The organism is Streptomyces sp. MMCC 100, from assembly GCF_041538145.2.
Lineage (GTDB): Bacteria > Actinomycetota > Actinomycetes > Streptomycetales > Streptomycetaceae > Streptomyces.
Window position 1 is genome coordinate 413,418 of sequence record NZ_JBGORK020000001.1, and the last position, 22,625, is coordinate 436,042.

26 protein-coding genes and 1 pseudogene are annotated in these 22,625 nt (G+C 69.4%); 13 read left to right on the forward strand and 14 right to left on the reverse strand.

The features are described from left to right. Positions 1-15 precede the first annotated feature (15 nt). From ABS735_RS02060 to ABS735_RS02085, 6 genes are all read left to right on the forward strand, one after another. On the forward strand, positions 16-1,026 hold the full coding sequence (locus ABS735_RS02060; protein ID WP_476755876.1) for a hypothetical protein: 1,011 nt from the start codon (positions 16-18) through the stop codon (positions 1,024-1,026). 45 nt (positions 1,027-1,071) lie between these two features. Next, positions 1,072-1,356: a hypothetical protein gene (locus tag ABS735_RS02065; RefSeq protein ID WP_373902858.1), complete on the forward strand. Its 285-nt coding sequence runs from the start codon at positions 1,072-1,074 to the stop codon at positions 1,354-1,356. A gap of 130 nt (positions 1,357-1,486) precedes the next feature. Then, positions 1,487-2,737: a hypothetical protein gene (locus ABS735_RS02070; RefSeq protein WP_373902859.1), complete on the forward strand. Its 1,251-nt coding sequence runs from the start codon at positions 1,487-1,489 to the stop codon at positions 2,735-2,737. A 13-nt stretch (positions 2,738-2,750) separates the two neighbouring features. Next, entirely contained in the window at positions 2,751-3,161 is a 411-nt protein-coding gene (locus ABS735_RS02075) for a hypothetical protein (protein WP_373902860.1), read from the forward strand. After that, a complete protein-coding gene (locus ABS735_RS02080) occupies positions 3,151-3,816 on the forward strand; it encodes a hypothetical protein (RefSeq protein WP_373902861.1) in 666 nt (221 codons plus the stop codon). Before ABS735_RS02075 ends, ABS735_RS02080 begins: the two co-directional genes overlap by 11 nt. A 20-nt stretch (positions 3,817-3,836) precedes the next feature. Then, complete coding sequence (locus tag ABS735_RS02085) at positions 3,837-4,433, forward strand: hypothetical protein (RefSeq protein ID WP_476755822.1); 597 nt, start codon at positions 3,837-3,839, stop codon at positions 4,431-4,433. Between the two features lie 201 nt (positions 4,434-4,634). On the opposite strand, the gene ABS735_RS02090 is transcribed toward ABS735_RS02085, so the two are convergent. After that, complete coding sequence (locus tag ABS735_RS02090; RefSeq protein WP_373902863.1) at positions 4,635-4,859, reverse strand: DUF397 domain-containing protein; 225 nt, start codon at positions 4,857-4,859, stop codon at positions 4,635-4,637. Further along, positions 4,856-5,059, reverse strand: a complete 204-nt coding sequence (locus ABS735_RS02095) for a Scr1 family TA system antitoxin-like transcriptional regulator (protein ID WP_373902980.1) — start codon at positions 5,057-5,059, stop codon at positions 4,856-4,858. Before ABS735_RS02095 ends, ABS735_RS02090 begins: the two co-directional genes overlap by 4 nt. 6 nt (positions 5,060-5,065) lie before the next feature. On the opposite strand from ABS735_RS02095, the gene ABS735_RS02100 reads away from it, so the two are divergent. The 3 genes and pseudogenes from ABS735_RS02100 to ABS735_RS02110 form a co-directional block, all read left to right on the forward strand. Then, complete coding sequence (locus tag ABS735_RS02100) at positions 5,066-5,563, forward strand: ATP-binding protein (RefSeq protein WP_373902981.1); 498 nt, start codon at positions 5,066-5,068, stop codon at positions 5,561-5,563. Between the two features lie 62 nt (positions 5,564-5,625). After that, positions 5,626-6,225 carry a Uma2 family endonuclease gene (locus ABS735_RS02105; protein ID WP_373902864.1) on the forward strand — a complete coding sequence of 200 codons (600 nt, stop codon included), beginning with the start codon at positions 5,626-5,628 and terminating at the stop codon, positions 6,223-6,225. A 132-nt stretch (positions 6,226-6,357) separates the two neighbouring features. Then, positions 6,358-6,540, forward strand: a pseudogene (locus ABS735_RS02110) (Uma2 family endonuclease); the annotation flags it as partial. Between the two features lie 35 nt (positions 6,541-6,575). Here the strand turns inward: ABS735_RS02110 and ABS735_RS02115 are convergent. Beyond that, positions 6,576-7,043 carry a GNAT family N-acetyltransferase gene (locus tag ABS735_RS02115; RefSeq protein WP_373902865.1) on the reverse strand — a complete coding sequence of 156 codons (468 nt, stop codon included), beginning with the start codon at positions 7,041-7,043 and terminating at the stop codon, positions 6,576-6,578. A 323-nt stretch (positions 7,044-7,366) separates the two neighbouring features. Between ABS735_RS02115 and ABS735_RS02120 the strand changes: the two genes are divergently transcribed. After that, positions 7,367-8,134 (forward strand): response regulator transcription factor, encoded by a 768-nt coding sequence (locus ABS735_RS02120; protein WP_373902866.1) that lies wholly within the window; start codon positions 7,367-7,369, stop codon positions 8,132-8,134. Here the strand turns inward: ABS735_RS02120 and tamR are convergent. Beyond that, the gene (tamR, locus tag ABS735_RS02125; RefSeq protein ID WP_007450665.1) at positions 8,093-8,590 is read right to left on the reverse strand and encodes a MarR family transcriptional regulator TamR; all 498 of its coding nucleotides are present in this window, start codon (positions 8,588-8,590) and stop codon (positions 8,093-8,095) included. The two genes, ABS735_RS02120 and tamR, sit on opposite strands and share 42 nt — an antisense overlap. A 134-nt stretch (positions 8,591-8,724) precedes the next feature. Between tamR and ABS735_RS02130 the strand changes: the two genes are divergently transcribed. Together ABS735_RS02130 and ABS735_RS02135 are read left to right on the forward strand one after the other, a co-directional pair. Continuing rightward, a complete protein-coding gene (locus ABS735_RS02130) occupies positions 8,725-9,555 on the forward strand; it encodes a trans-aconitate 2-methyltransferase (RefSeq protein ID WP_373902867.1) in 831 nt (276 codons plus the stop codon). Next, on the forward strand, positions 9,552-9,923 hold the full coding sequence (locus tag ABS735_RS02135; RefSeq protein WP_373902868.1) for a VOC family protein: 372 nt from the start codon (positions 9,552-9,554) through the stop codon (positions 9,921-9,923). The genes ABS735_RS02130 and ABS735_RS02135 overlap by 4 nt, the downstream gene beginning before the upstream one ends. A gap of 42 nt (positions 9,924-9,965) precedes the next feature. Here ABS735_RS02135 and ABS735_RS02140 read toward each other — a convergent pair whose 3' ends face one another. From ABS735_RS02140 to ABS735_RS02165, 6 genes are all read right to left on the reverse strand, one after another. Continuing rightward, positions 9,966-10,892, reverse strand: coding sequence for a LysR substrate-binding domain-containing protein (locus ABS735_RS02140; RefSeq protein WP_373902869.1), 927 nt, complete (start codon positions 10,890-10,892; stop codon positions 9,966-9,968). Between the two features lie 8 nt (positions 10,893-10,900). Further along, positions 10,901-11,785 (reverse strand): HpcH/HpaI aldolase/citrate lyase family protein, encoded by an 885-nt coding sequence (locus ABS735_RS02145; protein WP_373902870.1) that lies wholly within the window; start codon positions 11,783-11,785, stop codon positions 10,901-10,903. Continuing rightward, positions 11,782-12,957, reverse strand: a complete 1,176-nt coding sequence (locus tag ABS735_RS02150) for a CaiB/BaiF CoA transferase family protein (protein WP_373902871.1) — start codon at positions 12,955-12,957, stop codon at positions 11,782-11,784. Before ABS735_RS02150 ends, ABS735_RS02145 begins: the two co-directional genes overlap by 4 nt. A gap of 79 nt (positions 12,958-13,036) precedes the next feature. After that, complete coding sequence (locus ABS735_RS02155) at positions 13,037-14,533, reverse strand: GntP family permease (protein WP_373902872.1); 1,497 nt, start codon at positions 14,531-14,533, stop codon at positions 13,037-13,039. A 175-nt stretch (positions 14,534-14,708) separates the two neighbouring features. Continuing rightward, positions 14,709-15,386: a TetR family transcriptional regulator gene (locus ABS735_RS02160; protein WP_373902873.1), complete on the reverse strand. Its 678-nt coding sequence runs from the start codon at positions 15,384-15,386 to the stop codon at positions 14,709-14,711. Further along, positions 15,383-16,393 carry an acyl-CoA desaturase gene (locus tag ABS735_RS02165; protein WP_373902874.1) on the reverse strand — a complete coding sequence of 337 codons (1,011 nt, stop codon included), beginning with the start codon at positions 16,391-16,393 and terminating at the stop codon, positions 15,383-15,385. Before ABS735_RS02165 ends, ABS735_RS02160 begins: the two co-directional genes overlap by 4 nt. 304 nt (positions 16,394-16,697) lie before the next feature. Here ABS735_RS02165 and ppc point away from each other — a divergent pair, with 304 nt between their 5' ends. Continuing rightward, positions 16,698-19,433, forward strand: coding sequence for a phosphoenolpyruvate carboxylase (gene ppc, locus ABS735_RS02170; protein WP_373902875.1), 2,736 nt, complete (start codon positions 16,698-16,700; stop codon positions 19,431-19,433). A 108-nt stretch (positions 19,434-19,541) separates the two neighbouring features. Here ppc and ABS735_RS02175 read toward each other — a convergent pair whose 3' ends face one another. The 4 genes from ABS735_RS02175 to ABS735_RS02190 all read right to left on the reverse strand — a co-directional run bounded on the left by ABS735_RS02175 (position 19,542) and on the right by ABS735_RS02190 (position 22,595). Continuing rightward, positions 19,542-20,060, reverse strand: a complete 519-nt coding sequence (locus ABS735_RS02175; RefSeq protein ID WP_373902876.1) for a hypothetical protein — start codon at positions 20,058-20,060, stop codon at positions 19,542-19,544. Positions 20,061-20,140: 80 nt separating this feature from the next. Further along, positions 20,141-20,737 carry an aminoacyl-tRNA hydrolase gene (gene pth, locus ABS735_RS02180; RefSeq protein ID WP_373902877.1) on the reverse strand — a complete coding sequence of 199 codons (597 nt, stop codon included), beginning with the start codon at positions 20,735-20,737 and terminating at the stop codon, positions 20,141-20,143. A 99-nt stretch (positions 20,738-20,836) separates the two neighbouring features. Next, positions 20,837-21,427, reverse strand: coding sequence for a 50S ribosomal protein L25/general stress protein Ctc (locus ABS735_RS02185; RefSeq protein WP_373902878.1), 591 nt, complete (start codon positions 21,425-21,427; stop codon positions 20,837-20,839). A 193-nt stretch (positions 21,428-21,620) separates the two neighbouring features. Next, entirely contained in the window at positions 21,621-22,595 is a 975-nt protein-coding gene (locus ABS735_RS02190) for a ribose-phosphate diphosphokinase (protein ID WP_003975691.1), read from the reverse strand. Between the last annotated feature and the right edge of the window lie 30 nt (positions 22,596-22,625).

A 22,625-nucleotide genomic window follows, 5' to 3' on the forward strand; every position in this document is an offset into this window, starting at 1 on the left:
GCAATTGGCGGTCTGATGCTTGCCTTGGCTCTTGTAGCGCTGAGTGCACCGACCGCCACGGCCAAGGTCACGCCTGACGGGACCACCGAGAGTGACACGAATGTGTCGGGGAACACCTCAGGATCTGCGGACGGGGAAACACTCGCGTCGTCAGCCAGCGGTGTGATCGTCTTCGACCGTTCCAAGAACGGCTCGGGCGCATCTGCGGGGGCTGTCACCGCCGCCGGTACCTGGACGCCGCCTCCTTGCTACTACGCCCCCAAGTACACGCCGGATCAGCTGCAAAAGCATTTGGAGCCGATCTGGGAAGCGGGGTCGACCGGGTACGAATGGGACGCGCAGCAGCGTGACCGCTACGTCGAAGGCCACCCGTACAAGGACTTCAACAAGGACAAGGCCGACGAAGGCTACTGGTGGGACTCCTACATCCCGGAGAGCCAGGTTGGCGCCCCGGGCTCACTGGATTGCCAGGAACCGATCTTCTGGGTGGACAAGGGCGACCCACCCCCTGCGAACGTCGCCGAGGCCATCACCCCCGAGATGCTTGCCCAGCTCGCGTACGCCGAGATCCGTGTGCCCTCCACTGAGGTCGAACTCGCCCCGGCGGATACCACAAAGGTGAACCTCCCGACCTGGGCGTGGTTGGACACCGCCGAGTTCAAACCGGTCTCCGTCACCGCGTCCGTCCCGCTGCTCGGCCTCAGCGCGACGACCACGGCTGAGCCCATCTCGCTGAAGATCACCCCGGGTACGGACGACGCGATCACGTATCCCGCCTCCGGTGAGTGCGAGATCCGTGACGGGCAGATCGGGGAGCCCTACGTAAAGGGCAAGGCCGACGAGACCCCTCCATGCGGGGTGACGTATCTGCGTTCCTCTGGTGACGGTTCATACAACCTTCAGGCCACCGTCACTTGGAAGATCAGCTGGACGAGCACGACCGGTGCGGGCGGTGACCTGCCCAACGGTGAGTTCGGCGGGGATCAGGATGTCGTGGTCCAGGAGATCCAGGCCGTCAACCGGTGACATCCCGGGTGGATAGATAATTCAACAACCCAAAGGGGGGGATCCATGTCGGACCTGATCGTCGATCTACAGCTGCTCACCACATCCGCGAAGCAGCTCAAGGAAATTCAAATCGAGTTCCGTGGTTTGGGTGCTTGGAAGGATGACATCAAATCAGTGGTCGGCGCGCCGGAACTCAAGGAGGCCATGACTGACTTCATCGGTAACTGGGATAAAAATCGCAAGCGTCTGATCGAGTCGCTGGAGACGGTCGGAAAAATGGTCTCAGGCACGCGTGACGCGTTCGAAGGGCTCGATGACGAACTTTCCAAGGTCGGTAAGAATAAGTAGACGTCACTTGCCTGGCCGGGTATCAAAGATTAAGAGGGAATGAATGCCGCGCCCCAAAGACTGGCATCCTCTCCGGGAGAGCGATCCCGTTCCTGGCGATACAGAGGGGATTCGCGACCAAGTTGATCACATGAAAAAGATCGCAGAGTACTTGCGAACCCAGGCCGCCGCGCTCAACGCGATGGCGGATGCAGACGATCTCAAAGGCAAGTATGCAGAGAAGTTGGGCGAAGATGCCCGCGGGTTGGGGCGCAAACTCGACGAGGTAGAGGACCGATATCGAGAGGTGAAAGGTCATCTCTCGGATTGGGCTGATGAGCTGGAGGGTTTCCAGAAGAGGGCGGACAAGGCACTTGAGGACGCCAAAGACGCTCAGCGTGTGATCGACAGGCACGCGAGCAAGGGACACGGTAAGGCGGGAGGTGACAAGAATAGGCCGATAGGTTCCGATTCTTCTCCGGAGGAGGACCCCGAGCTCAAGCGTGCCAAAAGCGACCTGGAGGATGCACGTAAAAGGTTGGACCGGGCGGAAGGCGACTACGCGGGGCGCTCCAGTCACTTTGCTAGCAAGATCCGGTCGTCCATCGACGACGATATGAAGGATAGTTGGTGGAACGACTTCAAGGCGTGGGTCGCCGACGCGGAGTGGCTCAAGACCTGGACTGAACGACTCAGTTGGTTTGCGACGGCTTTTGGGGCCATAGCCATGTTAATCCCAGTTGTGGGCTGGATTGCTCTCGGACTGACCGTCGTGGTGGCCTTGTCGCACCTCACACTTGCAACCACTGGAAATGGCTCATGGTTCGATGTCGTGATGGATATCGGCGCGCTCAAACTGGCGCGTAACGGACTGAAGGCTGCCAAGGCCATAAAGGCACTGCAGCAAAGTTCTCGGAAGACTGCAGCCGGCCTTGCCAAGGACAGCGCGAAAACCCAAGCGGCCGCGGTCAACGCTGGTGCGCGCAAGGCTGCTGCAAGGTCCGCCAGGAAGCGTGGTGGCACCTCAAGTAAGAACCGTGAGGCCGCACGGGCGCGCCGCCTGCGCTTGGAGGCCAAGAACAGGGCGGCAGGGAATCGTGCCGCTGATGACGTGCGTGAAGCGCCCCTACCTCAGGTCGCCCTGCGGGACAAAGCTGGCACGATCGGTGACGCGAAGCTCAGCCAACAGATGAAAGACATCAAGAAGCTGCGCGACGAGTACCCGGCCGATGCCACTCTTGCGGACAACGCAGTACAGGCCCAGCGCCAGCAGAACCTACTTCAGGGCTCGTGGGCGGTCGGTACTGCTCTCGACCTGGGTGACAAGTTCGGGAACGATATGTCAGGTGGCGAGTACGACAGGATGAAGGGGCGCATGGAAGCCCCGGTGGGACAGTGGTGAAAGAAGTGGCTCCATGACTGAGAACGCGGAGACCGACGCATCCGCACAGACGCAAGAGCGCATCGACAAGTCGCTCACTGCCCTGAAGATCATCTTGCTGGCGGCGATCGTCCGATCGGCTGCAGGGCCCGCAACCGAGGACTTTCTCGGCGACGCAGTGATCGGGCTCCCGACGTGGGAATGGTCCCTGTGTGCGCTCACGCCGCCCGCGCTGCTGCTTCTGCATCGCAGCCCTGAGAAATGGAAGCTACTGTCGTATGACGCGATTTACCTGCAGACATCCGCCGGCCTCTATCTCGCCTACGCGACAGCATTTACCTACTTCCGTGGCGGGTGGATGCTGTGGATCGCCATCATTGCCTCTGTTGCCACCTTCTCCGGTGTGTGGTGGTTGAAGCGTAGGGAGCATACGTATGCCCGTTGAGCAGACCGTATCTGGGGCGGACCCGGTCTCGGTGGTGACCGGATATCGAATTATCCTTCCCAACGACTGGGAACAGGTACCTCTTCGTCACGGCACAGAGGGTGCGCTTCGTCGCATTCTGGATAAGGCTTTCACTCACATTCCGGCAGAATCGCCACCGGACAGGGTCAATGTCTTCAAGCGGGAGTTGGACCGCCGATTGCGTGCTGCCGTAGCGCGGGCCCAGGAGAGTAACGCTCTCGACCTGTACCTGCCGATGAGGTCAACGTCTGACGTCAATCTTGGTGCATCCATCGTCGTCTCGGAAAGCCTTCTGCCTCGCCAGCGCGGCCAAGTTGGGGCTCACTTCGAGCCAACCGATGTGGCCGTGCACCTGCTGTCGCAGGACGGTGTCGTGAACGCCGACCTCAGCTCGGGAGAGCTCGACGGAGCCCTCGCCGTACGACGCGAGTACGTGGCCGAAGCGGATAGTGGAAAGGGTGCAGACCTGGCCTCCCGCCGTGTGGAGTACATCGTGGCAGTACCGGATGACCCCAACCGTTGGTTCGTGGCTGCGTTCTCTGCTGTCGGAGGGGGAGATCCACGCGACGAACTGGCTGACGCCCTTGTCGAATGGTTCGACGCCGTCATGGCAACACTTCGGTGGCGTCGTTAATGGGCGAGCCCTTCTACCCTGTGATCGACATCGAGTACATCGACCCATACCCGTGGACTGTTATTCCTCCTCGTGACGGCGAAGTGGGGCCGTTCGATGAGTGGGACGATATTCGGTCCTGGTGTCGCGAAGAAGCCGAAGACCTGTGGCTGGACCGGGAGCTCGATCCCGGGCCAAGTGGGATTGACTTCGTCGCGAACACACTGACGAGATGCGCCGAGTCTCTGTCGCCGCCCGGCACGGACCACTGGCTGTTTCTCCACCGAGATCATCCCACGGATATGCCACTTCCGGTCCTGGCGGCCATCGGACCAGCCTCTGGAGCGCGCGACGAGACACTGCGTGCAATCACGCTTGCGGATGATCCTCATGCTGTCCATACACCGGTTGTCAGACGCTTCAAGTCACGGAATTTGGGCGAAGGGATGACGGTATTCCGTTACCTGCCTCAGGAGGGCTCGCCGCATTTGCTGGCATGCGTGCGCTATGCCTGGAGGGTTGAGGAACACGGTGCTGACGTCGTGATGTGGACGGCAACTGAGGACGTCGCTCGCGTCATGGAGGCTTCACAGGATGTGGAACAACTGGCGCACTCATTGGCGATTTACGTTCCCTGAGTAAAACTCCGACGAGGTTGAGCACCCCCGACTCCAACTCACCGTCGACTGACTGGTCGCACAGTGTATTTGGGCGGCGAGCTGGCAACGCCAGACGGACTGAGCTCCGGGCCGATGGGTGATGGTGCCTGCCCGCCAAGTTGCCGCCATAACACCCAACAGGCCGTCAGCTTGCTGTGGAAGCCAGACGAGACCGCCGTGCTATGGCAGCAGGAGGTTGCGTTGACCTTTGCCGATGCCTCCGACGAAGGCTCGGTAGTCGGCCTCGGAGACTAAGAGCACAGGGGCGTCGGGGTTGCCGACGTCGTTGGAGTCTCGCAGGGCGACCACACCGTCGACAAAGGCGACCTCGAGGCAGTTGTCGCCCCCGTCGCTCAGGTCGCTCTTGGCCCAGGAGTCGTTGGTGAGGTCGACCTTCTTGTTCATGCGTAGCGGTCCTTGATCAGCTCATGGATGTGGTGTCGAGTTGCCTCTGCGTCGAGGGCTTCGGCGCGGAGGTGGTTGAACGCGGTTTCGTAGCGTCCGATGTCGCTATCTTCCTCCAGGTACAGGGATGTTGTCATCGGCTGCACTACGGCCACAGGGGGGCCAGCGGGGAAGTGCAGCAAGTGGAACGGCCCGTCGATGCCCGCATGGGCACCTTGGCTGAAGGGGAGTACCTGGACCGTTACGTGCCTGTGGACAAAGCCTCACCGGCACTTCGTGCGTACGGCATACTCAAGCTCCCCGGCAGCGACCTCGCCTCCGCCCGAATCGCCCGGCACTACGTCCGAGACACCTGCCGGTCGTGGAATGTGCCGGCCGGGACGACGGACGACCTCGTGGCCGTTGCCGGCGAACTGATCGCCAACGCCCTGGAGCACACGGACAGCCGCACCGTCGAGATCACCTGCGCTCTCGCCGCCGACAAGGTCGCGGTCGGCGTGACCGACGACGGCCGGAGTGGCGGTACTCCCGAGATCTGCGCGTCGGGCGGTGGGGCCGGGGCGGGGCGCGAACGCGGGCGAGGGCTGTTGATCACCGGCGCGCTGGCCGCCCGGTGGGGGACACGGCGGACGGATGGAGGGCTGACGGTCTGGGCCGAGGTCGTCGTCAGGCCGGCGGCGGACACCCTGCCCGATTCCGGGTGAGCGTGAGCATTCACGCCCGCCGCCGACGGCAGTCGCCGTCATACTGGAGGCCGGGAGGACCCATGACCCAGCAGACCCTGTACAGGCGCCTGCGTCAGCGCCGTGATCGTATGACCCCACCGCCGGGCTTTGCCTGGCCCGAGATCAGTGACGGTCAGCTCGTGATGATGATGAGCCCGCGGCCCCGCCACCAGCTCACCGCGAAGCTGGTGTCCCGGCAGCTCGATGCCCAGGTTCCGGAGGGCATGTTCGCGTTCGAGGCCACCGACACCGACGACGCCTCCCTCGGCACGTTGAGAATCCCGGACATCCTGGTCTGTACCGGCGAGGCCATGCAGACCGACGACCCCCTCGACCCCCACGAGATCGTCCTGGCGATCGAAATCGTCTCCCCGTCCAACCCCGACAACGACTACCGCGACAAAAGCCGTGACTACCCCGCCATGGGTATTCCCCACTACCTGATCCTCGACCCGCGCGACGGCACCTGGACCTACCAGTGGAGCATCGGTAAGACCGAGGGCCGACCCGCGTACGAGAACCGGCTGCACCTTCCGTACGGAGAGACGGTCACCCTGGTCACCGAGCTCGGCACCTGGAGCGTCGACACGGCCGGACTGCCCCGCTACAGCCCGAAGGACATGGGGCTGGCGCCCGAGTGACGATCGGTGTCGTCGCTCGGCCCCGCACCTCAGTCGGTTCGTGCTGCCCCGTGCCGTCCTGTCGTCACTCTTTGCGATGACGGTCAGTGGAACCGGCGGCTACCGTGGACGGGCTGGTCGAGAATTCCGCCCATGGGAGGAACCATGACCGCCGAGCCCCTCGCCGAGTCGAACGCCACGCCCGGCTGCCGCTGGCCGGTGCCGCCCCGGGACGGATACACCGTGGACGACCTGTTCACGTTGCCCGACCTCCCGCCGCACACCGAGCTGATCGACGGGAGCCTGGTTTTCGTCAGTCCGCAGCGGTATTTCCACATCACTTCGGGCGCGCTCGACGAGTTCTGAACACCTCAGCTCGACTGTCGGCTCAGCCGCTTTGTCAGCGTGTACTCCGTGATCCCTGGCGGATAGTCGGGGATCACGCACTTCACCTCGTAGCCCTGCCCGCGGTAGAAGTCCGGGGCCTGGAAGTCCCAGGTCTCCACGCGGGACGCCGCGCAGCCACGTTCGTCGCGGGCCGTGCGCTCCGCCTCCGTCAGGAGGGCCGAGCCCAGGCCTACGCCCCTGCATCGGCCGTCCACCCACAGGTAGGTCACGTGGAGCCAGGTCGCCCAGGTGTGGCCGACCAGGCCGCCCGCCAGGCCGCCGGTCTCGTCCAGCACCCAGACGTGCAACGGGAATTCGCGTTCGTGAGGTGTCCCGCGCAGGGAACGCAGGACGGAGGAGGCCGCTGTGTTCGTCTCCCGCAGGCGGGTGCGCAGCAGATCGCGCCGTTCCTTGTCGACTTCTGTCACAAGACGAAACATGCGGCTCACCATAAACGTGCCGGGGAGTCAGTTCTGCAAATAGCCTTCCGCTCCCGGCGCCCGTCCGTACTCTGATGAGCAGCACCGGTGGGGGCCGGTGCCGTTCAGGGGGCGAGACAGCCGGGTACGACGCCCGGGGCGGGGGTAGCAGTTACCGCACGGCGGCGGCCGCGCGGCTGCGGCGACCCGTCCCGGAGCAGCCAGCACACAGCACAGCTGAAGACGGGGTCCGGATTCGGGGCCCCGGGCGTCGTACCCGTGCCGGTGCCGTCATCCGAGGACGGACAGACGATGGGTATCCCCTGCTCCGCGCGGAGCTCGGGGGAGGGGGTTTCGTGGTTCGTGTCCGAGTCCTGGTCGTCGACGACCATCGCATCTTCGCCGAGTCGCTCGCTGCCGCCCTGGCCGCCGAGCCCGACGTCGACGTCTCCGCGGCCGGCAGCGGTCCGGCCGCACTGCGCTGCCTGGAGCGGGCGGCGTCCGAGGGGCGGCGGTTCGACGTGCTGCTCGTCGACGCCGATCTGGGCGGCCACGTGCCCGGCACCCGGCCCGCCGTGTCCGTGCGGGACGGCAACGAGGACGGGCTGGTGGACGGGATCTCGCTGGTCGCCGGGGTGCGGTCGGGGCAGCCGGGCGTACGGATCGTCGTCCTCGCCGAGAAGGACGACCCCCGGCGGGCGGCCCTGGCGCTCGGGGCCGGGGCGTCCGGCTGGGTGGCCAAGGACTGCTCCCTGTCCCGGCTGCTCAGCGTCATCCGGGGCGTCCTGCGCGACGAGACGCATCTGCCGCCCGCCCTGCTCACCGGCGTCCTGCGCGAGCTGACCGCCGCCCGCAAGCACCGCACCGAGAGCGAACTGCTGGTGGAGTCGCTGACCCCGCGCGAGCGCGAGGTGCTGCGCTGCATGGTCGCCGGCCTCGGGCGCAAGGCGGTCGCGGAACGGCTGTACCTGTCCCCGCACACGGTGCGCACCCACATGCAGAACGTGCTGGGCAAGCTGGGTGTCCACTCCACCCTGGCCGCCGTCGCGCTGGCGCGCAGGGCCGGGGTGGGGCCGGCGGATCTAGCCGGGGATGTTGTCGAACGGGGCGGTCAGCTGGCGTAGCAGGGCCGCCAGTTCGCTGCGCTGGGCGCGGGAGAGCTCCCCGAGGATCGCGCGCTCCTGGGCCAGCAGGCCCGCCAGCGACTGGTCGGCGCGGTCCCGGCCCTCGTCCGTGAGCCGGACCAGGACACCGCGCCGGTCGCTGGGGTCGGGCAGGCGCTCCACCAGGCCCTTCTTCGCCAGCCGGTCGATACGGTTGGTCATCGTGCCCGACGTGACCAGGGTCTGGGTGAGCAGCTGTCCCGGGGAGAGCTGGTACGGGGTGCCCGCACGGCGCAGCGCCGTCAGCACGTCGAACTCCCAGGGCTCCAGCTGGTGTTCGGAGAAGGCCAGCCGCCGTGCGCGGTCCAGGTGCCGGGCCAGCCTGCTGACGCGGCTCAGCACCTCGAGCGGTTCCACGTCGAGGTCCGGGCGCTCCCGGCGCCACGCTGCGACCAGCCGATCGACCTCGTCCTCCATGACGATCAGTGTAGTGGTTGTGTCGACGTGAAGTCTCTTGATATCGATTGTCTTGATGCCAACTGTCTTGACGTCGAGACAGTTTGGGGTTGACGCTGGGTACCCGTCCCGCACGGACACCCTCTGGAGGCCCCATGCCCGCCACCGCCCCCACCTGGGACCCCGCCCAGTACCTGCGCCACGCCGGCCACCGTGCCCGCCCCTTCACCGATCTCCTCGCCCGGATACCCGACCTCCCCGCCGACCCGCCCCGCATCGCCGACCTCGGCTGCGGCCCCGGCAACGCCACCGCCCTCCTCGCCGACCGCTGGCCCACCGCCCACATCACCGGCTACGACAACTCGCCCCGGATGCTCGAACGCGCCCGCGAGTACGCCGGCCCCACCCCCGGCGGCGGTCACCTCGACTTCGCCCCCGCCGACGCCCGCACCTGGACCCCCGACGAGCCGTACGACCTCCTCGTCAGCAACGCCACCCTCCAGTGGGTCCCCGGCCACGCCGACCGCTTCCCCGACTGGATCGACCGCCTCGCCCCCGGCGGCACCCTCGCCCTCCAGGTGCCCGGCAACTTCGACGCCCCCAGCCACCGGCTGATGCGCGAACTCGCCGACTCCCGGCGCTGGCGGGACCGCCTCACCGGCGTCCTGCGCCACGACGACGCCGTCCTCACCCCCGAGGCCTACCTCGCCCGCCTCACCGCCACCGGCTGCACCGCCGACGTGTGGGAGACGACGTACGTCCACCTGCTGCCCGGCGAGGACGCCGTCCTCGACTGGGTGAAGGGGACGGGACTGCGGCCCGTACTGGACGCCCTCGCCGACGATCCGGCCGCACGCGACGCGTTCGTCGAGGAGTACCGGGCCGTCCTGCGCGCCGCCTACCCCGCCGAGGCGCACGGCACCCCGTTCCCCTTCCGCCGCGTCTTCGCCGTCGCGCGGAAGCCCACGGGGGCGGCGGGCCAGTGATCACCGGCCTCGACCACGTGCAGCTCGCCGCCCCGCCCGGCGCCGAGGAGCCCCTGCGCGCCTTCTACGCCGGCGTCCTCGGCATGACCGAGATCCCCGAGCCGCCCGTGCTCGCCGCCCGCGGCGGCTGCTGGTTCGAGGCCGGCACCGCCCAGCTCCACCTCGGCGTCGAGACGACCGGCTTCCGGCCCGCCCGCAAGGCCCACCCCGGGCTGCGGGTCACCGGGATCGACGCGTACGCCGCCCGCCTCGAAGCCCACGGCACGCCCGTCACCTGGGACGACGACCTGCCCGGCCACCGGCGCTTCTACTGCGCCGACCCGGTCGGCAACCGCCTGGAGTTCCTGGAGCCCCGAGGACCGGCATGACGACCGGCATGAGGACCGGCATGACGGTCGCCGTACCCGGCGTCAGGCGCAGCGGATGCCCGGCCAGTGCCCCTCGCGCGCCAGCCGCCGGGTGACCTCGACGACGCCCCGCCGCACCGCGAGCACCGCGTCCCGCGGCTCGTAGGCCTCGGCGGCGGTGCGCAGCGCGACGTAACGGCGTACGGCGGGCTCGGTGATGCGGCGCACGCCGACGTCCCGCCCGGCGCCGAGCACCCGGACCGTGGACAGCGGCAGGATCGTGCAGGCCTCGCCGCCCTCCGCGATCCGCAGCATCGTCCCCAGCGACTCGACGTCCGCGACGATCCGCGGCACCAGCGACACCGCGGCAAAGGACCGGTCCACCAGCCTGCGCAGGTTGCTGTTCCCGCCGGGCACCACCAGCGGCACCGCGCCCAGCTCGGACAGCCGCACCTCGTCGTCCGGCACGCCCGGCCCGGGGGAACCGATGAGGTACAGCTCCTCCGAGTACAGCGGCACCTCCGAAGGGCGGGGCGCGTCGTCCTCGCGGAAGGCGGCGGCCACGTCGAGGCGCCCGGCGAGCAGCAGTTCGTTGACGTAGCCGCTCATCGACTCGAAAAGCTGCAGGTGGACGCCCGGATGGATGGCCTTCACCCAGGAGAACAGCGCGGGCGCGAGCGGCGCGGCGACCGTCGTCGGCAGCCCCACCGCCACCGGCCCGTGCACCCCGTGCCCCTCGTCCGCCGCGTGCTGCTGGAGCCGGTCGAACTGCCGCACCAGCTGCTGCGCGTCCCGGTACAGCGTCGTCCCCGCCGCCGTGGGCAGCACCCCGCGCGGCCCCCGCACCAGCAGCCGCACGCCCAGGTGCGACTCCAACTGGGCCATCCGCTGGCTGATGGTCGGCTGGGACACGTGCAGCCCGGCCGCCGCCCGGGACAGGCTGCCCGCGTCGACCACGGCGATGAAGTCACGCAGATGGGCGATGTCCACGGACCCCCCTAGCCTCTTGAGCCGCTTGCCACGCCCGGCCGCCGCGCCGCCCGCACGGTCCGGCGCGCGCGTTCCACCACCGGGCGGTCGATCATCTCACCGTCCACCAGCGCCGCGCCTCCCGTGTCCGGGCCTCCCGCGTCCGCGGCCAGTACCCGGCGGGCCCACCGCAGCTCCTCCTCGGTGGGCGCGAACGCGGCGTGCACGGGCGGGACCTGTGCGGGGTGCACGCAGAGCTTGCCGCCGAAGCCCCACGCCCGGCCCCGGGCCGCCGCCGCGGCGACGGTCTCCGGCTCGCGCACGGCGGTGGTGACGCCGTCCACCGGCGCGGGCAGCCCGGCCACCACCGACCACCGGACGAGATCCGCGCGGGCCGTGTCCAGCGCCGCGTCGTCGCTCACCCCGAGGTCCAGCGCCAGGTCGACGCTCCCGAACAGCAGCCGCACCGCACCGGGCGCGGCGGCGATCCCCGCCAGCTCGACCAGACCGCGCGCCGACTCCACCAACGGCAGCACCGGGGTGCCCGCCGCCTCGGCCGCCGCACGCACCTGCTCCGCGCTCTCCGTCTTGGGCAGCACCACGGCGGCGGGCCCGAGCGTACGGCAGACGGCCAGGTCGGCGGCGTACTGCGGGGTCCCCGCGGCGTTGACACGGACGACCACGGGCACGCCGGCGTCCGACGGCCAGCCCTCCCGCAGCTGGGCGCGGGCGCGGTCCTTGTCGCCGGGGGCCACCGCGTCCTCCAGGTCGATCACGACCGCGTCGGCGCCGCTGCCCACCGCCCCGGCGAACCGGTCCGGCCGGGACGCGGGGACGAACAGCCAGCTCACGGCGGTGGCCAGGGCCCCGCTGTCGCGCACCGCGGGGCTGCCCGGCGCCCGCTCCCCGCTCATGCGACCCCCTCCGCGACCAGCGCGTCGATCGCGTCGCCCGACAGGCCCAGCTCGCCGAGGACGGCGCGGGTGTGCTCGCCGAGCGCGGGGACGGGCTCCATGCGGGGTGCCCCGCCCGTCGGACCCGGTGGCGCGAGCGCCGGGACCGGACCGGCCGGCGTCGCCACCTCGTGCCAGCGCCCCCGCGCGGCGAGCTGGGGGTGGTCCCACACCTCGGTGAGCGTGTTCACCCGGGCGTTGGCGACCGGCACCGCGCTGAGCAGCTCGATCGCCTCGGCGCTGGTCAGCTCCGCGAACCGGGCCGCGATCAGCGCGCCCAGCTCCTCCCGGTGGGCGTTGCGGTCCGCGTTGGTGGCGTAGTGCGGATGCCCGGCCAGCTCCGGGCGGTCCAGGAAGCCCGCGCAGAACGCGTGCCACTCCCGCTCGTTCTGGATCGCCATCATCACGACCTTGCCGTCCCCCGCCGTGAAGGGACCGTACGGGTAGATCGTCGCGTGCGCGGCACCCGCCCGCGGCGGCGGCTGGGCGCCGTCGAAGGCGTAGTAGAGCGGGAAGCCCATCCACTCGACCGTGGCCTCCAGCATCGACACCTCCAGGTGCGAGCCCCGCCCCGTCCGGCCCCTCTCCAGCAGCGCGCCCAGGACCGAGCTGTAGGCGTACATCCCGGCGGCGATGTCCGACACCGAGATGCCCACCTTGGCCATCTCGTCCGGGGCGCCCGTGACGGACAGCAGCCCCGCCTCGGACTGCACCATCAGGTCGTACGCCTTGCGGCCCTCGTACGGCCCCGGGGCGCCGTAGCCGGAGATGTCGCACACGATCAGCTCCGGGTGGCGCGCCCGCAGTTCCTCCGCGCCGAGCCCGGCGCGGGCCGCGGCCCCCGGCGCGAGGTTCTGCAGGAAGACGTCGGCGCCCGCGATCAGGCGGCGCAGCACGTCCATGCCGCGCGGGTCCTTGATGTCCAGGGTGACGGACTCCTTGTTGCGGTTCACCCAGACGAAGTGCGAGCTGAGACCCCGCACGCGGGAGTCGTAGGCGCGGGCGAAGTCCCCCGTGCCGGGGCGCTCCACCTTGATCACCCGGGCGCCGAGGTCGGCGAGCTGGCGGCTGGCGTAGGGAGCGGCGATCGCCTGTTCGAGCGAGACGACGGTGACTCCGCTGAGCGGCTGCATATCTGTTTCTCTCCGGGTTCTCTGTTCTCTCCGGTGCGGCGGTACCGGGCGGTTCTCTGCGGTGCGGTACCGCGTGCGGTCAGACGACGAGGGCGAGGACGGTCACCAGGACCAGCGAGACCACCGAGGCCAGCGCGGTCACGAAGGTGAGCGCCTTGAGCGCGCCCCGGGTGGTCACCCCCAGCAGGGTCTGGAACATCCAGAAGAAGTTGCTGTTCACGTGCAGGGCGAAGAGGGAGCCCGAGCCGATGGCCAGCGCGAGCACCTCCGGCGGGAGGCCGAGGCTTCCCATGATCGGGGCCAGGACTCCCGCGGCGGCGATACCGGCCACCGCGATGGACCCGATCGCCAGGTGCAGCACCGCGGCGACCAGCCACACCAGCAGCACCGTCAGCAGCGCGGGCGCCCCCGAGTCCGCCGAGAACAGATCGGCCAGTACGTCGTCCAGGTCGGTCTTGCCGATGACCGCGCCCAGCGAGCCGCCGACGCCCGTGATCAGCAGGATCTGCCCGGTCGAGGCGAAACCGCCGCTCAGCGCCTCCTCCAGCCGGGTGCGGCCCAGCGCGCGCCGGCCCAGCAGGTAGGCCCCGACCAGGCCGACGAACAGGGCGAGGACCGGGTTGCCGACGAAGGCGAGCACCGTGGACTCCACCCCGGCGGCCTCACTGATCGCACCCCCGGCGATCAGGACCAGCGGCACGGCGATCGGCAGCAGGGCCAGGGGGAGCGGGACGGCCTTGGTGCCGGGCCGGGGGCCGGTCTCGGTTTGGGCCCCGGTTGGGGCCTCGGTCTCGGCCTTGGCGGTGGTCGTCGTGCCGGTGGTGCCGGTCGGGTGGTCGGTGACCGTGCCGGTGCCGCCTCCCGTACCGCCGCCGTCGCCGAGGGCCGTGCCCGGGTTGCCTCCCGTACCGGCAGCGCCACCGGCGGTCTCCGCCGCGGTCGTCTGCTCCTCGTCCTTCGCCGGGTTCCAGAAGCCGCGCCGCAGCAGCCGCCCGTACAGGAAGACGGTGAGCAGCGCGGTCAGCGGGCCGATCACGAAGCCGTACACCAGCATCGTGCCGAGCGGCACGTCCAGCAGACCGGCCGTCGCCACGACGCCCAGGCCGGGGACGACGAACACGTAGCCGACGAGGATGCCGGTGGTCAGCACACCGCCCATCAGCGGCAGCCCGTGGCGCCCGAGGCGCGGCGCGGCAGAGCGGGCCAGGGGAGCGGCGAGCACCAGCTGGACGTCCACGTAGATCGACGGGAACACCGTGCTCAGGACCACCGCCAGCGCGTACGGCAGACGGCGCGGGCCCAGGGTCCGCAGCAGTCGCTCCACCACCGCCTGCAACGCGCCCATCGCGTGCAGCAGTGAGCCGAGCAGGACCCCGAAGCCGATCAGCAGGCCGACCTCGGCCATCATGTCGCCGAAGCCCTCGGTGACGGCGGTGATGGTGCCCTCGAAGCCGAGCCCCGCGGCCAGGCCGAGGTAGAGCGAGCCGACCACCAGGGCGATGACGGGCTCGACCCGCGCCACCAGGATCAACAGGACGACCGCGACGATGGCGATCGAAGCGTGCAGCAGAATCACGTGACAAGCCCTCCCACCAGGCCCTGAGTTCACGCGATCGAAACACGGCGGCCGGACGGCAGGAAGACGGAGAAAACCTGGGGGCCCATTGGGCCCGGCTATGGCGGGCCGGAGCGAACCGCGCGGGACGGCCGCGGGACGGCCGCCCGCGGCTCCCGGCGTCGGGCGACGACGGTCAGCTCTTCCGGTGCCCTATCAGCCGCGGCTTCGGCTCCAGGCCGTCCAGGCCGTGCCAGGCCAGGTTCACCAGGTGCGCCGCCACCTCCGCCTTCTTCGGGCGGCGCACGTCCAGCCACCACTGGCCGGTCAGCGCCACCATGCCGACCAGCGCCTGCGCGTACAGCGGGGCCAGCTTGGCGTCGAAGCCGCGGTTCTTGAACTCGCGGCCCAGGATGTCCTCCACCTGGGTGGCGATGTCCGAGATGAGGGAGGCGAAGGAACCCGTCGACTGCGGGATGGGGGAGTCGCGGACCAGGATGCGGAAGCCGTCCGTGTACTCCTCGATGTAGTCCAGCAGCGCGAAGGCCGCCTGCTCGCACAGCTCGCGCGGATGGCCGGCGGTCAGGGAGCTGGTCACCATGTCGAGCAGCCGCCGCATCTCGCGGTCCACGACCACCGCGTACAGGCCCTCCTTGCCGCCGAAGTGCTCGTAGACCACCGGCTTGGAGACCCCGGCCTTCGCCGCGATCTCCTCCACCGACGTGCCCTCGAAACCCTTCGCCGCGAAGAGGGTGCGGCCGATCTCCAGCAGCTGCTGGCGGCGCTCGGCACCGGTCATCCGGGTGCGACGTGCGCGCCGCGGCTTCTCGTTGCTTGGGGTGCTGCTGGAGTCGGTCGCCACGGCGTCAATCATGCCGCCTTCGCCGTCTCCTTCCGGCGGCGGGCGCCGTCCTGATCCGTGTTGCGGCGCGAATCGATACGCGAGCGTGACGGCCAGCGCACGTCGTACGCCCACCCCAGCTGCTCGAACCAGCGGATCAGCCGGGCGGAGGAGTCCAGCTGCCCGCGCATCACCCCGTGACGTGCCGAGGTCGGGTCCGCGTGGTGCAGGTTGTGCCAGGACTCGCCGCAGGACAGGACGGCCAGCCACCAGACGTTGCCCGAGCGGTCCCGGGACTTGAAGGGGCGCTTGCCCACGGCGTGGCAGATCGAGTTGATCGACCAGGTCACGTGGTGCAGCAGCGCCACCCGGACGAGTGAACCCCAGAAGAAGCCGGTGAACGCGCCCCACCAGGACATCGTGGCCAGCCCGCCGATCAGCGCGGGCAGCGCCAGGGACGCCACGGTCCACAGGATGAACTGGCGCGAGATCGCCCGCAGCGCCGGGTCCTTGATCAGATCCGGGGCGTACTTGTCCTGCGGCGTCTGCTCCTCGTCGAACATCCATGCGATGTGCGCCCACCACAGGCCCTTGATCAGGGCCGGCACCGTCTCGCCGTACCGCCACGGCGAGTGCGGGTCGCCCTCGTCGTCGGAGAACTTGTGGTGCTTGCGGTGGTCGGCCACCCAGCGCACCAGCGGCCCCTCGACCGCCATCGACCCCGCGATCGCCAACGCGATCTTCAACGGCCGCTTCGCCTTGAAGGAACCGTGGGTGAAGTGACGGTGGAAGCCGATGGTGATGCCGTGGCAGCCCAGGAAGTAGAAGAAGACCAGCAGCCCCAGGTCCAGCCAGCTCACGCCCCACCCCCACGCCAGCGGCACCGCCGCCACCAGCGCGAGGAACGGAACGGTGATGAACAGCAGCAACGTGATCTGCTCGATCGAGCGCTTCTGCTCACCGCCCAGCGTGGCGGAGGGCGCCCCGGTGCCGTCGGCCGGCTGCGGAGCGTCTGGGATCACATCGGAACTCGTGGTCATGCGCGTCCCCTGTGGGGTCGAGGGTGGGGTCGGGGTAGGTCGCCGGTGCCGGCTCCGGAAACCGTGCGCGGTTTTCCTACGGTTCCGTAACCTACGGCGACGTAAGTATGGCAGTGCGTGGCCGCGCGGCAAGAGCCCCAGAGCCTGCGCGTCCTCGCCGACACCTATCCTGGGAGTCGGTCGGACAGCGCGGTCCGCTCTGATTACTTCCCGGACGTCCGGCCCGGTAAGCGGCGCCCGCCGCGCGAGACGGCCGTCCGGGTTCCCTCCCAGACGAGCTTCAACACTGCAAGGAGCCGCACCTGTGAGCAGTGCCGACGACCAGACCACCACGACGACCAGCAGCGAGCTGCGCGCCGACATCCGCCGACTGGGTGATCTCCTCGGGGAGACCCTCGTCCGGCAGGAGGGCCCCGAGCTGCTGGAACTCGTCGAGAAGGTACGCCGACTCACCCGCGAGGACGGCGAGGCCGCCGCCGAACTGCTGCGCGGCACCGAACTGGAGACCGCCGCCAAGCTCGTCCGCGCCTTCTCCACCTACTTCCACCTCGCCAACGTCACCGAACAGGTCCACCGCGGCCGCGAACTGGGCGCCAAGCGCGCCGCCGAGGGCGGACTCCTCGCCCGTACCGCCGACCGGCTGAAGGACGCCGACCCCGAGCACCTGCGCGAGACGGTCCGCAACCTCAACGTGCGCCCCGTCTTCACCGCGCACCCCACCGAGGCCGCCCGCCGCTCCGTCCTCAACAAGCTGCGCCGCATCGCCGCCCTCCTGGACACCCCGGTCAACGAGTCCGACCGGCGCCGCCTGGACACCCGCCTCGCCGAGAACATCGACCTCGTCTGGCAGACCGACGAGCTGCGCGTCGTACGCCCCGAGCCCGCCGACGAGGCCCGCAACGCCATCTACTACCTCGACGAGCTGCACGCGGGCGCCGTCGGCGACGTCCTGGAGGACCTCACCGCGGAACTGGCGCGGGCCGGCGTCGAGCTCCCCGACGACACCCGCCCCCTCACCTTCGGCACCTGGATCGGCGGCGACCGCGACGGCAACCCCAACGTCACCCCGCAGGTGACCTGGGACGTCCTCATCCTCCAGCACGAACACGGCATCAACGACGCCCTGGAGATGATCGACGAACTGCGCGGCTTCCTCTCCAACTCCATCCGCTACGCGGGCGCGACCGAGGAGCTGCTGGCCTCCCTCCAGGCCGACATCGAGCGGCTCCCCGAGATCAGCCCCCGCTACAAGCGCCTCAACGCCGAGGAGCCCTACCGGCTCAAGGCCACCTGCATCCGGCAGAAGCTGGAGAACACCAAGCAGCGCCTCGCCAAGGGCACCGCCCACGAAGAGGGCCGCGACTACCTCGGCACCGCCCAGCTCATCGACGACCTGCGCATCGTCCAGACCTCGCTGCGCGAGCACCGCGGCGGCCTCTTCGCCGACGGACGCCTCGCCCGCACCATCCGCACCCTGGCCGCCTTCGGCCTCCAGCTCGCCACCATGGACGTCCGCGAACACGCCGACGCCCACCACCACGCCCTCGGCCAGCTCTTCGACCGGCTCGGCGAGGAGTCCTGGCGCTACGCCGACATGCCCCGCGAGTACCGCACCAAGCTCCTCGCGAAGGAACTGCGCTCCCGCAGGCCCCTGGCCCCCAGCCCGGCCCCCGTCGACGCGCCCGGCGAGAAGACCCTCGGCGTCTTCCAGACCGTCCGCCGCGCCCTGGAGGTCTTCGGCCCCGAGGTCATCGAGTCCTACATCATCTCCATGTGCCAGGGCGCCGACGACGTCTTCGCCGCGGCCGTGCTGGCCCGCGAGGCCGGCCTCATCGACCTGCACGCCGGCTGGGCGAAGATCGGCATCGTGCCGCTCCTGGAGACCACCGACGAGCTCAAGGCCGCCGACACCATCCTGGAGGACCTGCTCGCCGACCCCTCCTACCGGCGTCTGGTCGCCCTGCGCGGCGACGTCCAGGAGGTCATGCTCGGCTACTCCGACTCCTCCAAGTTCGGCGGCATCACCACCAGCCAGTGGGAGATCCACCGCGCCCAGCGCCGCCTGCGCGACGTCGCCCACCGCTACGGCGTACGGCTCCGCCTCTTCCACGGCCGCGGCGGCACCGTCGGCCGCGGCGGCGGCCCCACCCACGACGCGATCCTCGCCCAGCCCTGGGGCACCCTGGAGGGCGAGATCAAGGTCACCGAGCAGGGCGAGGTCATCTCCGACAAGTACCTCATCCCGGCCCTCGCCCGGGAGAACCTGGAGCTGACCGTCGCGGCCACCCTCCAGGCCTCCGCCCTGCACACCGCGCCCCGCCAGTCCGACGAGGCCCTCGCCCGCTGGGACGCCGCGATGGACGTCGTCTCCGACGCCGCCCACACGTCGTACCGCAAGCTCGTCGAGGACCCCGACCTGCCGACGTACTTCCTGGCCTCCACGCCGGTCGACCAGCTCGCCGACCTGCACCTGGGCTCGCGGCCCTCCCGCCGCCCCGGCTCGGGCGTCTCCCTCGACGGACTGCGCGCCATCCCGTGGGTGTTCGGCTGGACCCAGTCCCGGCAGATCGTCCCCGGCTGGTACGGCGTCGGCTCCGGCCTCAAGGCGCTGCGCGAGGCCGGCCTGGACACCGTCCTCGACGAGATGCACCAGCAGTGGCACTTCTTCCGCAACTTCATCTCCAACGTCGAGATGACCCTCGCCAAGACCGACCTGCGCATCGCCCAGCACTACGTCGACACCCTCGTGCCGGACGAGCTCAAGCACGTCTTCGACGCCATCAAGACCGAGCACGAACTCACCGTCGCCGAGGTCCTGCGCGTCACCGGCGAGAGTGAACTGCTGGACGCCGACCCGGTCCTCAAGCAGACCTTCACCATCCGCGACGCCTACCTCGACCCCATCTCCTACCTCCAGGTCGCCCTCCTCGGCCGCCAGCGCGAGGCCGCCGCCGCGAACGAGGACCCGGACCCCTTGCTCGCCCGAGCCCTCCTCCTCACCGTCAACGGCGTAGCAGCGGGCCTCCGCAACACGGGCTGACCGGGCCGGGCCCCCCACCCCGCGCCCACCCCGACGTCCCGCGCGTGAAAACACCGGTGCCCCGAGCTCACAAGAGCCCGGGGCACCCCCACGTCGTACGCGAAGACCTCACACCGCGAAGAACGCCGCCGTCAGCAGCGCAACCCCCACCCCCGCCATCCCCCACGCCACCCGGGTCCGCCGCAGCCCACCCGCCACCACCACCGACGCCAGCAGCAACGCACCGCCCAACGGCACCCACGCGTACAGCACCCCCGCCGGCCCCGACCGCACCACCTCGTCACCGCCCGGCTTCACCACCACCGCGTACGTCCGCCCCCTCGCCACCGCGACCGAGTCCTCGATGACGACCCGCTCCCGCGCCTGCGACCCCGCCGACACCGGCGAGTACGGCCCACTGCACGTCCCGCCGCCGCACCGCGTCACCTCGACCGTGCCCTGCTCCCGCCCCTTGGTCAGCAGCACGTGCTGCGCCGTACCCCAGGACGCCCACACACCCGCGATCAGAATCAGCGCCGTCACCGTCCCCATCGCCGCGACCCGGCCGAACCGCAGCAGGGCGGAGGAGGCGGAGGAGGCCTGACGGGGACGAGCGGGGGCGGCAGAGGCAGGCATGGCCGGGATCATTGGCCATACCTACGCGCCCGGTCAACTCACCCGCGCACCATCGCCGGACAAGTCGGGAGTTGTACGCCACGAGCCGGGACTCAGGAGTTGTACGCGCTCTGCGCCCGCTCCAGCCCCTCGATCACCAGAGCCTCCACCGCGTCCGCCGCCCGGTCGACGAAGTAGTCCAGCTCCTTGCGCTCCGCCGACGAGAAGTCCCGCAGCACGAAATCCGCCACCGGCATCCGCCCCGGCGGCCGCCCGATCCCGAACCGCACCCGGTGGTAGTCCGCGCCCAGCGACTTCGTGATCGACTTCAGCCCGTTGTGCCCGTTGTCCCCGCCGCCCAGCTTCAGCCGCAGGACGCCGTAGTCGATGTCCAACTCGTCGTGCACCGCCACGATGTTGCCGACCGGAACCTTGTAGAAGTCCCGCAGCGCCGTCACCGGACCGCCCGACACGTTCATGAACGACATCGGCTTCGCCAGGACCACCCGCCGATTCGCCGGCCCCGGCGGACCGATCCGCCCCTCGACCACCTGCGCCTGCGCCTTGCCGTGCCGCTTGAAGCGCGCCCCGATCCGCTCGGCCAGCAGATCCGCCACCATGAAACCGACGTTGTGCCGGTTCGATGCGTATTCGGCGCCCGGGTTGCCGAGACCGGCCACCAGCCAGGGCGCACCCGCGTCCGTCGTCACGTCCCTGTCTCCTTCGTGTCCCTCTTACCCGTCCACACATACGCGTCGGCCGCTGCCCCGCACGGGAACAGCGGCCGACGGACGAAACCGTAGCGAGGATCAGGCCTCGGCGGCCTCTTCGCCCTCGCCCTCGGCCGAGGCCTCCTCGGCCTGCGCGGCCAGCACCTGCAGGACGACCGTGTCCTCCTCGACGGCCAGCTTGGTGCCGGCCGGGAGCGGGATGTCCTTGGCCAGGATGGCGGCGCCGGCCTCCAGACCCTCGACGGAGACGGTGACCGACTCGGGGATGTGCGTGGCCTCGGCCTCGACCGGCAGCGCGTTCAGGACGTGCTCCAGCAGGTTGCCGCCCGGCGCCAGTTCGCCCTCGGTCTGCACGTAGATCTCGACACTGACCGTCTCGCCGCGCTGCACCAGCTGCAGGTCGACGTGCTCCAGGAAGCCCTTGATCGGGTCACGCTGCACGGACTTCGGGATGGCCAGCTCGTTGGTCTTGCCGTCGATGTCCAGCGCGATCAGCACGTTCGGCGTACGCAGCGCCAGCAGCAGGTCGTGGCCCGGCAGCGTCAGGTGCAGCGGGTCGGAACCGTGGCCGTACAGAACACCGGGGACCTTGTTGTCACGACGGATACGGCGGGCGGCGCCCTTGCCGAACTCGCTGCGCGTCGCGGCGGAGATCTTCACCTCGGACATGATCACTCCTCGTAGAGGTAGAAACGGACGTGGTCACCCGGCCACGAACGGCCTGCTACGAAGAGCGCGTCGATAACGGACAGCCCATCCGCGAACACGGATACGGCCTCCCTCGCCGAGCAACTTCAGCAGTCTACTCGGCCGGGGAGGCCGCACCCAAAACGATCTCTGCAGAACGGTTACTGCACGACGCTCACTGCTCGTCGAACAGGCTCGTCACCGAACCGTCCTCGAACACCTCACGCACCGCACGCGCGATCGTCGGCGCGATCGACAGCACCGTGATCTTGTCCAGCTCCAGCTCACTCGCCGACGGCAGCGTGTTCGTGAACACGAACTCGCTCACCTTCGAGTTCTTCAGCCGGTCCGCCGCCGGACCCGAAAGAACACCGTGCGTCGCCGTCACGATGACATCCTCCGCACCGTGCGCGAACAGCGCGTCCGCCGCGGCACAGATCGTGCCACCCGTGTCGATCATGTCGTCGACCAGGACACAGATGCGCCCCTTCACATCACCCACGACCTCGTGCACCGTGACCTGGTTCGCCACGTCCTTGTCGCGCCGCTTGTGCACGATCGCCAGCGGGGCGCCCAGACGGTCGCACCAGCGGTCCGCGACCCGCACCCGGCCGGCGTCCGGAGAGACCACCGTCAGCTTCGAACGGTCCACCTTCGCACCCACGTAGTCCGCCAGCAGCGGCAGCGCGAACAGGTGGTCCACCGGGCCGTCGAAGAAGCCCTGGATCTGGTCCGTGTGCAGGTCCACGGCCAGAATCCGGTCCGCACCCGCGGTCTTCATCAGATCCGCGATCAGACGCGCCGAGATCGGTTCACGTCCCCGGTGCTTCTTGTCCTGCCGCGCGTAACCGTAGAACGGCACGATGACGGTGATGGAGCGGGCCGACGCACGCTTCAGCGCGTCGATCATGATCAGCTGCTCCATGACCCACTTGTTGATCGGAGCCGTGTGGCTCTGGATCAGGAAGCAGTCCGCACCGCGCGCCGACTCCTGATAACGCACATAGATCTCACCATTGGCGAAGTCGAAGGCCTTCGTCGGGACGACCCCGACACCCAACTGCTGGGCGACCTCCTCGGCAAGCTCGGGGTGTGCGCGGCCGGAGAAGAACATCATCTTCTTCTCGCCGGTCGTCTTGATCCCGGTCACAGCACTTTCTCCTCAGAGGTTCGCAGCTGA